Consider the following 10741-nt stretch of genomic DNA (forward strand, 5'->3'; position numbering starts at 1 on the left):
TGGACATCCTGAAGCCCATATACGACTTTCTGAAAGCACCCGACAAGCATACGAACCTGCATGACCTTATGGACGAGTGCATCGGCAGTTTCTTCCGCTTTTGCAGCAGGGACGTTGAGTATTGCACCGATGAGGAAGCTTTTGAACATGATTGCGAAGCCAACGGATATGAGTTTTTATCCAACGGAGAATTTTTCAATTGACTAAAATACATACTGATATGAACAAGACAACAGACCATTTCAAGCGTACAATCCAAGCCTATCTGGACAACCGTGCAGCGGAGGACAAATTGTTTGCAGCAAATTACAACAAGCCTAACAAGAACATAGAGGATTGCGTGACCTATATCCTCAATTGGGTACAGAAAAGCGGCTGCAACGGCTTTACGGACGGTGAAATCTATTCCCAAGCCGTCCACTACTATGACGAGGACGACATTGAAGTGGGCAAGCCACTGCAATGCCAAGTAGTCGTGAACCATACGGTAGAACTGACTGACGAGGAAAAGGCGGAAGCACGGCAGCAAGCCATCCGCCAATACCAAGCCGAGGAACTGCGCAAGTTGCAGAACCGCAACAAGGCTAAGGCGAGCCAAAAGACAAATGTACAACAAGTTGAACTCTCATTATTCTGAACTTATGAAACCAAAGACATCCATACAGAAAGAAATCATCCGTTTGAGCGCAAACCTGCCCGAACTGACAGACGCACAGAGAACCTACGCTTTCCGGCATTGCTTCAAGCACTACGGCAGACGGACGGCAAAAGGTATCATCACCTGCACGGAGTGCGGACACGCATGGAAAAGCGGACACAGCCTTGCCGACACCCTTTGCGGATGCTCCTGCCCGAACTGCGGAACGGCATTGGAAATCGTGGACACCCGAAAGAGGGTGTTCACGGATAATGAGTATTTCTCTATCCTCGCCACCTGCAAAGGCTACCAAGTGATACGTTTCTTTTTCGTCAGAAGCCGTCAGAAAGTCGGGCAAAAGGCGGAGTATTCTATCTGTGAGGTGGTACAACGGTGGATAGCCCCCGACGGCAAGTCCGAGACGGTGGCACGGCTGCGTGGCATGTCGCCCCTTTACTATGACTTGTGGGTTGAGGACAGCCCGATGGAAATCCGCAAGAACAACCAACATAGGGTGTACGACATAGACCCGATATGCACCTACCCACGTCAGCGGATTATCCCCGAAATCAAGCGTAACGGATTTGACGGTAATCTGCACGGCATACCGCCTTACAGCTTATTCACGGCTATTCTTTCAGACAGCCGTGCGGTAACCCTGATGAAGTCGGGCAACATCGAGCATTTGCGCTATTTCCTCTCCAAGCCGCAAGCACTTGACAGGTGTTGGCACTCGTACAAGATAGCTATGCGGAACAAATATGCCATAACCGACATTTCATTATGGTGCGACCTTCTATATCTGTTGGAGAAATTGGGAAAAGACTTGCGCAACCCCCATTTCATTTGCCCGACCGACCTCAAGGCAACCCACGACCTATATATGGAGAAAAGACAAGCCCAATTGAAGCGTGAACGGGAGCAACAGCGCATTGCAATGGAAGCTGAGCGGTTGGAACGTGAGTGGAAGCGTTTGGAGGATATGGCGAAAGAGAAAGACGAGTATATCCGAAAGAAAGCCGCTTTCCTCAACCTTGTACTGACGGACGGACTAATCATTGTAAAGGTATTGCAAAGCGTGGATGAGTTTTACGAAGAAGGGAAAGCCATGCACCATTGCGTCTATACCAATGCTTATTACAATGATGAAAACTCTCTGATACTGTCCGCACGGATTGACGGAGAGCGCATCGAAACGGTGGAAGTGGACTTGCGGACGTTGAAAGTGGTGCAGAGCCGTGGCGTATGCAACTCCAACACCGAATACCACGACCGTATCATCAAATTGGTGGAGGACAATGTCGAACAGATACGGCAGCGGATGGAAGCGGCATGATTGTATGACAACCTAATAATTATAGATATGGAAGTGAAAATAGAAAATATGGTTTTCGGATGGCACGAGGAGCTGCCCGAAATGTTCATCGAACTGTTGAACACGCTTGTACTGACAAAGAACGAGCAGGATATAAGGGGTGTAATGGAGGTGTTCGCCCGAAAGGAACTTTTCAATGTCCTTTTCGCCTTTGGGTATGGCGCACACCATTTATGGGTGACGCAAAGAAAAGCATCCGACCCCGACCAATGTTTGGAGAACAGACTACTGATTGTTGAATTTTAATTGATAAGGCTATGACAACGAGAATGACCATTAACGGAGTAAGCACCTGTCAAACGGCAGGAACGGAGAAATACGAGAGTTTCCAAATGAGTATCGGCAGGAAAAGGCGCACTTTCGTGCAATACGACTACCGCCATACAGACGGAGAGTTGTTCTCCTGCGTGAAGCCCACGCTGGACGAGTGCAGGCGGTTACGTGACGAATGGATTAAAGCGAAGGAGGACAGGCTATGACAGCAGGCTATGATACGCTAATAGTTACGTTCAGTGACCCAATCAAGGTATTGGACAATATGTTTTCCGATGCGGACGCATGGGGAACTGACACCCTCAAAGGATGGGTGGAGGACTATGAAAGTACGAGGTTTACGCAGATAAACGAGCATACGGCAGTCATCACTTCCGAATACAACATGCCCTGCGTAAAGGAATGGCTCACACACTGTACGACTATCGCTGATATGAGGGAATTTTGAGTGCGTGGCGGTGGAAACCACCGCCCACACTTTATTTGTAACCATTAAAAAACAAGCGAAATGAAATACTATTTTATACTGACAGACGGCAAGGACGCATGGATGCAGTTCGTTTACCTCCCTTCGGGAGATTATGTGTCCGGCTATATCCGTGACCTGCGGAGCGTGGGAATATCCGTGCATGACTATGACCTTTGGACAAAGGACACACGCCCCATTGCCGAGCGTACCCTTGAACGCATACAGAAGCGGATGATGGCAGGATGACCCTTTTGCGGGTGGTAGGAATTGCCGCCCGCTACTTTCTTTCATGAGCAGGACAGGCGGATAAGAAAGTAGCAAAGAAACCGTTGCTTTCCATCTTCGATAAATAAAAAATCCGCAAAAAAAATTGCGGATGATAATATGGTGAATTCATTGTTTTTGGTGGAGGGGGATGATATTCTCGTCATGTTGAACTACTGCATTTCTGCCTTGTCTCCATACCCCTCAACACGTTGATTAGTTTCATCACTTTTTCCTTCTTCACTCTTATAAAAAACGTCCTTACCATAGTCAGCATAATTTTAGAGTTTGACATAAGTTTGTAACAATTCTCTACTGCGTTTATCAAAAACCAAACACATTGGAACTCCAAAGGCAAAAGAGGTTCAACCAAATCAATGAACGAGAAAATCCAAGGATTTCAATAATTAATACTACAAAAAGTGTGCCGTTCTATATAACGACACACTTTTCGCCATAATGTCAGTTTTCATCACGCTCATATAGCAGCAGGAACTCCATTTTGCGCCGCCGCTCTATCGAGCGGACGGTTTTGCCCTTGTACCGGCAGTAGGCTGTGTATTCACGGTAAATGTCCCTGTTCCCGGCTTCCAGCTTGCGGACAAGCCTGCTTTTCGGATGCCCGCCATGACCGAGCAGCACCCCTTGCCCCACGTTATAGCTCAGGACGGTCAGGAGCAAGGCGTCTTTTCCATACTTGCGGAACAGCCTGTAACGCACCGCCAAATCCTTGCGGAGCAGGGCTTCCGCTTCCGCCTCCGTCATACCGTAGGACAGCTTCTCGTTCGGCAGCCTGCGGTGTCCGTAGCCGTAATACGGGTAGTCGGAACGGTCATGCAGCCCCTCGTATTTTTTCACCAGTTCGACGGCAATGTCGGCTTTCGGGTGGCTGTTGAACAGCGCCAGCAGCCGTGCCGTTTCATCCGTATGCTGTGCCGGCAGGCTGCCACAGAGGGCAGCCGCCAGCAGCAGGAGCAACGCCTTGCGCATCATCGGCTGACGTTCAAGGTGTCCGACACCGCCACATCCGCATCCGAGTCGTTGTTGAACTCGACTTCCCACTCGAAGGCATTGCCGAAATTGTCCTCCACCGTGATGGTCAGGCTCTGCGACTCGTCGCACTCCGAGGTGTAATACAGGCGGAACTTCTCGTTCTCCAACAAGTAGCGGTCGTTGGGCAGAAATACCAAGCCGTTATCCAGCTTCAGCGTGCCTTCGCCGTCAAACTGGAAGTAGCGGATGGTATAGACCGCCCCGTCAAACTCGCCCTCACGCACCAGCTCGCAGCGTATTTCCGCCGTTTCACCCTGCGCCAGTTCCTTCGGCACGGGCATGGTCTCCACCGTGAACGGATAGGCTTGCGTCACATCCAAGTCATCATCACAGGCGGTGAAGCCGAAGGAGAGCATACCCACACAGAGAGCAGCAAAGGTTCTTACTATGTTTCTTTTCGCTTTTTGGTTCAATTTATTCATGTTCATAATCTGTTATAGTCTGATGGATTTGTTTTTCTTTTCGTTCTCGCTTTGAGCCTGCCTTTCGGCAAGCACCCTTTGCAGGTGCTCGTTCAAGTCCTTGCACCCGTCATAGATGCCGGAGCAGTTCGATACCCTATCGCCGTAACGTGCAAGCAAAGCCCCCAGCGTCCGCCGTCCGGCTTCGTCATTGTCAAGGTAGCACTTTATCCGCCCGTAGCCGTCCAGATGGCGGTACGCCCTCGCCACGTTGGACACCGAGTTGAGCACGAGGTGGTCTTCCTTGCCGCCGATGCCCAGCGCACGGGCGGAGAGGTAGTCCATGAAGCCCTCGTACACGTTGCAGGTCGCCGAGCCGACCGACAGCAGGGTCACGTCCTTCGGCGGCACGCAGCCCTTGAAGAACGGGTTGCGTATCTCGTAGCCGCCGCCTTCGTTGCCGAAAGCCACGGCGAAATACCGCTTGCCGTGCGTGGTGTAGCGCATCTCCTTGCAGTTCGCAATGGCGACGGCGGACGGTATGCCCCTCTCTTGCAGGTAATGGAGCAACGCCCGGTTCTGTAAAGGCAGCACCTCCACATCCTCGAAGCTGTGTCCGTCGGAACGGTGCGTATCAACGGCTTTTTGCGGTCCATAGTCCTGTGCCGGCATACCCGCCACTTCCGCCACATACCTCGCTTGCGTGAGGAAGTCGCCCGTCTTGATGAACTCGCCTGCCAATGCGAAGATGTTGCCGCCCTTGCCCTCACCGAAATCGAACCAGAGGTTCTTCTCCGGGTTCACCTTGAAGGAAGGCGTATGCTCCTCCCTGTAAGGCGACCTGTACCAGACGGCATTGGCACGCCTTTGCACGGGATGATGTCCCAGCCGGGCGAGGAAGTCCTCTATCGGAAACCGTTTCATCGCTTCTATGTCCATAGGCATCCGTCAGTTGATGATGAACTTGACACCTATCCCGTACTCCGTATGGCACACCCCCATGCTGCCGCCCCAGAGGAAACGCTCCCTGAGCGAAGCCGTCAGCGCGATGAAGTCCGCGAGGTACACCTCCATGTCCAGCGTGGCGGCACAGCCATAGACGAAGGCGTCCCCGTTGTTCAGCCGCGCCCCGTCGTACAGCGTCTTTTCGCCCCAGTTCACCGTCTCGTACCCGGCAAGGGCTGACGCGCCCGCATAGAGGAACACCACCTTTTTCGCGTCCGACAGGAAGTTGTAGTAGAAGCCGCCCTCCGCCGTGAACTGCGCCGCAGGGATGGTCGTACTCCTATAATCATGGTTGGTTTGCAGATATTCCACCCCGTACACCCACTTGTTGCCGCCTTTGGCATAGCTTGACAGCGTGGCTCCCAGCACATAGCCGTCCGCCCCGTTCAGCCCGGCTTTCAGTTCGATGCCCCGCATCTTCGGCAGGCACCGCTGGGCTTCCGCCCGTCCTGCCAGGAGGACGGACAGAAGCGTTACAATAAACAGTACCTTTCCTTTCATCGCACACGCAACTCGTTGATGGTTTCAGCCTGTACCAAGTCCTCGTTCTCCACGGTAAACGTTTGGTGGCGTCCGCCGTCCTTCTCGTTCATCTCCACCACGAGCTGCTTGCCGTCGGGGATGGTAAACTTCGGAAGGCAGAACACCGTGCGTTCGGACCGCTTCCCGGCTACACGGACGGCGTAGTTGTAGGCGCGGAGCGGGAACAGCACCTGTTCCTGCATGGCGGTACGTTTCGCCACCTTCTTGTCCACAATCTTGAACGTGATGTAGTCCACGTCAAACGGCACGTTGCTCTGGTTCTTGATTTCCGTGTGGAAATACAGCAGGTCATTGTGGACATATATTCCTTTCAGCAGGTACTGGATGCCGAAACGCTTGCAGCCGATGTGCTTCACCTTGCGCTTGTCCTCCTTGTGCAGCGACTTCATGATGAGGTGTACCAGCATCGGGCTTTCGCTGCCCAGTTCCTTCAGGTAGATTTCCTGCGCGTTGTTCGGTCGGTTCACCGTGCTGCCGTCGTGGATAAAGTCCTTCATCTCCACGTTCAGGATAAGCGGCTCGTCGGCGTACTTCACGTTAAAGGTATAGAAGCTGCCATCCTCCGTGATGACGCTCATGTTCGTCTCGCTGCGGAAGTCCCTGACCGTCGCCTTCACGCGGATGACGTTCTCCGCGCCGTCCGCCTTGCCCGCTATCAGGTTGGGCGAACCCAGGTCCACGTAGCGCACCGCCGCCGGAAACAGGATGTGGACGGTCTTGTCATACGTGACTTCCAGACCGTGCGGCGGTATCATGCGGTCGAACATCAGCTTCTTCGTCAGACCGTGGTACAGGTCGCCGTCCTCCTCCGTCTGCGGATAGACATCCTTCACCAGTTCCAGCCCGTCCTCCTTGGCGGTGGCGGTGCTGTCGTTCGTCACTCCCTGCGCGTAGGTCGCACAGGCGATGCCCATCAGCAGGGCAAACATTGTCATTACTTTCTTGATACTCATTTTACGTTGGATTTAGTGGTAAATAAAAAATGGTTTGTTGATTATTTTTTTTCTTTTTTCGCCTTTATGTTTTTGGACTGTTCATTCCTTTTCTTGGTAGAGCAATACCCTGTACCCTGACTTCAGATGTACCTTGACCGTGCGCATCCTTTTCGAGATGTACTGCGAGATGCCCTGTATCGCCCCTCGCCCCAAGTCGGAGGCGAGCTGCGCCCCCGCGTCGGTCGATATGTTGATGCTGCTTCCGAGCGAGCTGCCCATGTTCGCCCCGATTTCCTTTGCCGCGTCTATCTCCATCGAGCCGGGTATGAAGATCCCCGCCTGCCCGTCGCTGTCGTACACCTCCAGTTCCACCGGGATGATGCTTCCCCCGTGTTCCAGCGAGGTGATGCCGATGCCGAGCCTTTCGCCCTGCAACCGTGCCGCGCCCACAAGGAGCGTGTTCCGGGGAATGACGCACCCCGACACGCGCATCGGCTCCAGCAGCCGGAGCTTCACCGTCTGCCCGTCCGTGAGGGTCTGGTCGCCCTGCACGCAGGCGGCGATGGTGTTCTTTTCCGAGGCTTCCGCCGTGCCGATGGCGGTGTGGAAACCGTAGTTCCGTTCACCTGCGTAGTCCGCGATAAAAGCCGAGTCCGTCATGGGCTGCGGCAAGGCGGATACCACTGCCGGACGCACCCCGCTTACCGGTTCCGCCTTCATGCTCCTTTCGTCAGCCTTGGCGGATGTTTCCGTCCCTTCGGGCTGTGCGCTCTGCCCGGCATTGCCCTTCCCGTTCTGGTATCTTGCCGCCAGTTCGTAGGACTTTTCCAAGAGCGCAACCTGTTCCTCCATCGAGGACGGCTTACCTTCCTGCGCCATCAGCATGGCTTCCAGTTCGTCGATGCGTTCCCGAAGCTCCTCCTTTTCCCGGTCCTCCTTCGGCGGCTCGTAGAACGTGCCCAGCGAAGTGCTCAGCCGCTCATAGGCGGCAGCGGAGGTGCGTATGCCCGCCTGTCGCTTGTCAGCACGCTCATTCCCGGACGGTTCCGTCTGTGTCAGGCGGTAGTCGTCCGATGCAGCCGCCGTGTCCGGCTTTTCCGCGCCGTCGTGCCAGAACGAGGACAGGTCGCCCACCATGCCCCGGCGTTCCTTCTGCCGGTTCTCCAACTGCAACTGCTCGTAGGCTTTCGCCTTGTCACCGATGATTTTCGAGTCTTCGGGCAGGGGCATGTCCGTGTTGAATCCCTGACCCTGCTTTGCCTTCTCCCTGTCCTCGGAGGACGGTGCGAAGATGAGCCATAGGCAGCCCAGGAACAACAGTCCCATCAGCGGATAGACCAGCATCTTCTTGCGTTGCTGCCGCTGCTGTTCGGTCAGCGGCTTCTTCTCTTTCTGTTCATTTTTCTTCTGTTCCTTTTCCATACACATTATTATATAGGTTCATATTCTCCTGCACAGGCAGGTCCAATTTCTCGATGTGCCGTATCTCCATTGCCCCGTTCCCCTTGCCGAAACCGGCGATGGCGGTGACGGTCATGTACAGGCAGAGCGAGGCGAAAGCGGCAAATGCCGTGAGGACTATCCCCAGACGCGCCTTCGGCGGCAGGGCTTCCAGTTTCCTGCGTACCCCGCCTTTCAAGCCTTCAATCAGAGTTTTCATCTTTCCCATACGCGCATCATCTTTCTATGGTCCGGATGTCCTTGTTCTCCAGCACCGTGAAGCCCTCGATGGTAAATCCGTTCGGATTGTCGTCCGAGCGGCTCGCGTTGAGCAGGCGGCAGGCGGTCACAAGCGTGCGTTCCGTCACGTTACTCTCGCGGATAATCATCTGACGGGCGTATGTCCTCGCCTCGTAGGGATAGCGGTCAAAGTTGCACACCACGCTGTCCACCTGAAGCACCTGGTTGATGTTGCCGGCGATGATGCGGTTGTAGAAGCCCTTTTCGGCGAAGTCGGCGTAGTAGTTGTACGCGCTCTTGTCCGCCAAGAGCAGGGCACGCTTCACGTTGTGCTCTATCGCGCTTTTCTCCGGCGAGAGCGTGAAAAACAGCTCATGGAAACGGCGCACGTGTTCCCTCGCTTCCGCCGGACGGTTCTGCGACAGGTCCTGCGAGAGCGCGAGCATCAGGCTCTTGCCACCGTCGAGGACGTATATCTTCTGCCGCTGTGCCTCGGCGAAGCGGAAGGCGCACACCACCGAGCAGACCACCACGAGGGCGCAGGCCGCCGTATAGACGATGCCGAACAGACGTATCTGCCGGAAACTCGTCTCGATGTTCTTTAGTGATTTGAATTCCATTTTCTTTTCGTCTTTCTTTTTCTGTTTGTAAAATCATGTTTCGGTATCCTTTTTCCGATGTGGCACTTCGGGGAGGTCAAAGTGGCACATAGGCAACCCCAAAGTGCCACTTCGACCGTTCCGGCTGTTACCTCTTGAACACCTTTCCAACCGTTCCCTTGATGAGCTTCCCGGCACGCCCCGCCACGTTTCCTGCGGCTGCACCTGCCACGCTGCCGCCCAAAGCCCCGGCGGTCCCGATGTTCTTGTTGTAGCTGCCGATGCCGCCTCCGGCTTGGATAATCCAGCCCGCCACCGTCGGTATGGTGAAATAACCCACGATGCCGATGATAAGGAATACGATGTACACCCCGTCGCTTGCATCCAGCGAAAAGTTCGGGTCGGTCTGCATACGCTCGATGTCCTGCTGGAGCATCAGTATCTGGATTTTCGCCAGTATGATGCTGAACAAATCCGACACGGGAAGCCACAGGTAAATCTGTATGTAGCGGCTGAACCACGCCGAGAGCGTCGAGTGGAAGCCGTCCCACACGGAGAAGGCGAAGGCTATCGGTCCCAGTATGGACAGCACCACGAGGAAGAACGTCCGTAGCGTGTCGATGATGAGCGCAGCTGCGGCGAACATCAGTTCGAGCAGTTCGCGGAACCAGTCACGCACGCTTTTCTTGATGTTGTACGCCGCCCGGTCCATGTACATCCCCGTCATCGTCACGAGATCCGAGGGCGACCAGCCCAGTTCGTCCAGCTGCCGGTCAAACTCCTCGTCCGAGGCGAGGTAGGCGGTTTCCGGGTTGCGCATCAGCGCCTCGTACTCCAGTTTGTCCTTCTGCTCCCGGTACTCGTTCATGTCGAAGGTCTGTTCTTCGAGAATCCCGTGTACACCCTGCACGATGGGACTCAGCACGCTGTTCATCGTGCCCAATACGATGGTCGGGAAGAACAGGATGCACAGACCTAATGCAAAAGGTCTCAGCAGCGGGTACACGTCTATCGCTTCGGCTCGTGCCAACGACTGCCATACGCGCATCGCCACGTAGAACAGTGCGCCCAGCCCGGCAAGCCCCTTCGCCACGCCCGTCATGTCTGCGCAGAGCGGCATCATCTCGTCGTAGAGCGAAAGGAGTATCTGGTGAAGGTTGTCGAACTCTCCCATAGCCTACCAGTACCTTTCGTTAGCCGTTCCGTACAGCGACATCACCCGGTCCATGTCGTTCTTCTTCCTTGCCCGCAGGTAGCTCACCGAGATGGTCTTGCCCGTGTAGTAGCGCACGAGGTTGCGGTAGTTCATCAGGCTGCGGTAGGCGTTGTCGATGATTGCCAGCCGTTCCGCGTCCGAGAGCGACATCCCCGTGACGTTCACCACGTTCTTCAGGTCTTGCAGCACGTCCGAGCTTTCGTCTATCAGCATGGCGTAGCCCGACGAGATGGCGGCAAGCTCCTCCGGCGTGTAGTTCTCGTCGGAGAGCATACGCCGGTAGTTGTCCAC

The 10741-nt window shown here is 54.6% G+C and carries 15 protein-coding genes and 2 pseudogenes; 7 read left to right on the forward strand and 10 right to left on the reverse strand.

The window, feature by feature from the left end; translation table 11 throughout:
• From B5F34_RS16565 to B5F34_RS16595, 7 genes and pseudogenes are all read left to right on the forward strand, one after another.
• A pseudogene (locus B5F34_RS16565) lies at positions 1-203 on the forward strand (hypothetical protein); the annotation flags it as partial.
• A 17-nt stretch (positions 204-220) separates the two neighbouring features.
• Positions 221-637: a PcfK-like family protein gene (locus tag B5F34_RS16570; protein WP_072542216.1), complete on the forward strand. Its 417-nt coding sequence runs from the start codon at positions 221-223 to the stop codon at positions 635-637.
• A 4-nt stretch (positions 638-641) separates the two neighbouring features.
• Positions 642-1973: a PcfJ domain-containing protein gene (locus B5F34_RS16575; protein WP_087340891.1), complete on the forward strand. Its 1332-nt coding sequence runs from the start codon at positions 642-644 to the stop codon at positions 1971-1973.
• 27 nt (positions 1974-2000) lie between these two features.
• Positions 2001-2258 (forward strand): hypothetical protein, encoded by a 258-nt coding sequence (locus B5F34_RS16580; protein ID WP_087340892.1) that lies wholly within the window; start codon positions 2001-2003, stop codon positions 2256-2258.
• Between the two features lie 11 nt (positions 2259-2269).
• Positions 2270-2491: a DUF3873 domain-containing protein gene (locus B5F34_RS16585; protein ID WP_021963145.1), complete on the forward strand. Its 222-nt coding sequence runs from the start codon at positions 2270-2272 to the stop codon at positions 2489-2491.
• Positions 2488-2733: a hypothetical protein gene (locus B5F34_RS16590; protein ID WP_032570576.1), complete on the forward strand. Its 246-nt coding sequence runs from the start codon at positions 2488-2490 to the stop codon at positions 2731-2733. Before B5F34_RS16585 ends, B5F34_RS16590 begins: the two co-directional genes overlap by 4 nt.
• Positions 2734-2793: 60 nt before the next feature.
• Positions 2794-3000: a hypothetical protein gene (locus B5F34_RS16595; RefSeq protein WP_055220760.1), complete on the forward strand. Its 207-nt coding sequence runs from the start codon at positions 2794-2796 to the stop codon at positions 2998-3000.
• Between the two features lie 480 nt (positions 3001-3480).
• On the opposite strand, the gene B5F34_RS16600 is transcribed toward B5F34_RS16595, so the two are convergent.
• The 10 genes and pseudogenes from B5F34_RS16600 to B5F34_RS16645 all read right to left on the reverse strand — a co-directional run.
• Positions 3481-4011 carry a lysozyme gene (locus B5F34_RS16600; RefSeq protein ID WP_087340886.1) on the reverse strand — a complete coding sequence of 177 codons (531 nt, stop codon included), beginning with the start codon at positions 4009-4011 and terminating at the stop codon, positions 3481-3483.
• Positions 4008-4499 (reverse strand): DUF3872 domain-containing protein, encoded by a 492-nt coding sequence (locus tag B5F34_RS16605; RefSeq protein ID WP_087340887.1) that lies wholly within the window; start codon positions 4497-4499, stop codon positions 4008-4010. Before B5F34_RS16605 ends, B5F34_RS16600 begins: the two co-directional genes overlap by 4 nt.
• A gap of 6 nt (positions 4500-4505) precedes the next feature.
• The gene (locus B5F34_RS16610) at positions 4506-5417 is read right to left on the reverse strand and encodes a toprim domain-containing protein (RefSeq protein WP_204245632.1); all 912 of its coding nucleotides are present in this window, start codon (positions 5415-5417) and stop codon (positions 4506-4508) included.
• 3 nt (positions 5418-5420) lie between these two features.
• Complete coding sequence (locus tag B5F34_RS16615) at positions 5421-5978, reverse strand: conjugal transfer protein TraO (protein WP_087340888.1); 558 nt, start codon at positions 5976-5978, stop codon at positions 5421-5423.
• Positions 5975-6967, reverse strand: coding sequence for a conjugative transposon protein TraN (gene traN / locus B5F34_RS16620; protein ID WP_087340894.1), 993 nt, complete (start codon positions 6965-6967; stop codon positions 5975-5977). The genes B5F34_RS16615 and traN overlap by 4 nt, the downstream gene beginning before the upstream one ends.
• 87 nt (positions 6968-7054) lie before the next feature.
• Positions 7055-8383 (reverse strand): conjugative transposon protein TraM, encoded by a 1329-nt coding sequence (traM, locus tag B5F34_RS16625; RefSeq protein WP_204245633.1) that lies wholly within the window; start codon positions 8381-8383, stop codon positions 7055-7057.
• Complete coding sequence (locus B5F34_RS16630) at positions 8352-8615, reverse strand: TraL conjugative transposon family protein (protein ID WP_087340895.1); 264 nt, start codon at positions 8613-8615, stop codon at positions 8352-8354. Before B5F34_RS16630 ends, traM begins: the two co-directional genes overlap by 32 nt.
• 16 nt (positions 8616-8631) lie before the next feature.
• Positions 8632-9255, reverse strand: a complete 624-nt coding sequence (gene traK, locus B5F34_RS16635; protein WP_004322024.1) for a conjugative transposon protein TraK — start codon at positions 9253-9255, stop codon at positions 8632-8634.
• Between the two features lie 127 nt (positions 9256-9382).
• Entirely contained in the window at positions 9383-10408 is a 1026-nt protein-coding gene (gene traJ / locus B5F34_RS16640; RefSeq protein ID WP_087340890.1) for a conjugative transposon protein TraJ, read from the reverse strand.
• 3 nt (positions 10409-10411) lie between these two features.
• Positions 10412-10741 (reverse strand): annotated as a pseudogene (locus B5F34_RS16645) (hypothetical protein); the annotation flags it as partial.

It is taken from the genome of Mediterranea sp. An20, from assembly GCF_002160055.1.
Lineage (GTDB): Bacteria > Bacteroidota > Bacteroidia > Bacteroidales > Bacteroidaceae > Bacteroides > Bacteroides avicola.

Bases quoted from the DNA above. Each gene is read 5' to 3' on its own strand.
- B5F34_RS16570 (WP_072542216.1), top strand. From the start codon at position 221: ATGAACAAGACAACAGACCATTTCAAGCGTACAATCCAAGCCTATCTG.
- B5F34_RS16575 (WP_087340891.1), top strand. From the start codon at position 642: ATGAAACCAAAGACATCCATACAGAAAGAAATCATCCGTTTGAGCGCA.
- B5F34_RS16580 (WP_087340892.1), top strand. From the start codon at position 2,001: ATGGAAGTGAAAATAGAAAATATGGTTTTCGGATGGCACGAGGAGCTG.
- B5F34_RS16585 (WP_021963145.1), top strand. From the start codon at position 2,270: ATGACAACGAGAATGACCATTAACGGAGTAAGCACCTGTCAAACGGCA.
- B5F34_RS16590 (WP_032570576.1), top strand. From the start codon at position 2,488: ATGACAGCAGGCTATGATACGCTAATAGTTACGTTCAGTGACCCAATC.
- B5F34_RS16595 (WP_055220760.1), top strand. From the start codon at position 2,794: ATGAAATACTATTTTATACTGACAGACGGCAAGGACGCATGGATGCAG.
- B5F34_RS16600 (WP_087340886.1), bottom strand. From the start codon at position 4,011: ATGATGCGCAAGGCGTTGCTCCTGCTGCTGGCGGCTGCCCTCTGTGGC.
- B5F34_RS16605 (WP_087340887.1), bottom strand. From the start codon at position 4,499: ATGAACATGAATAAATTGAACCAAAAAGCGAAAAGAAACATAGTAAGA.
- B5F34_RS16610 (WP_204245632.1), bottom strand. From the start codon at position 5,417: ATGCCTATGGACATAGAAGCGATGAAACGGTTTCCGATAGAGGACTTC.
- B5F34_RS16615 (WP_087340888.1), bottom strand. From the start codon at position 5,978: ATGAAAGGAAAGGTACTGTTTATTGTAACGCTTCTGTCCGTCCTCCTG.
- traM (WP_204245633.1), bottom strand. From the start codon at position 8,383: ATGTGTATGGAAAAGGAACAGAAGAAAAATGAACAGAAAGAGAAGAAG.
- B5F34_RS16630 (WP_087340895.1), bottom strand. From the start codon at position 8,615: ATGAAAACTCTGATTGAAGGCTTGAAAGGCGGGGTACGCAGGAAACTG.
- traK (WP_004322024.1), bottom strand. From the start codon at position 9,255: ATGGAATTCAAATCACTAAAGAACATCGAGACGAGTTTCCGGCAGATA.
- traJ (WP_087340890.1), bottom strand. From the start codon at position 10,408: ATGGGAGAGTTCGACAACCTTCACCAGATACTCCTTTCGCTCTACGAC.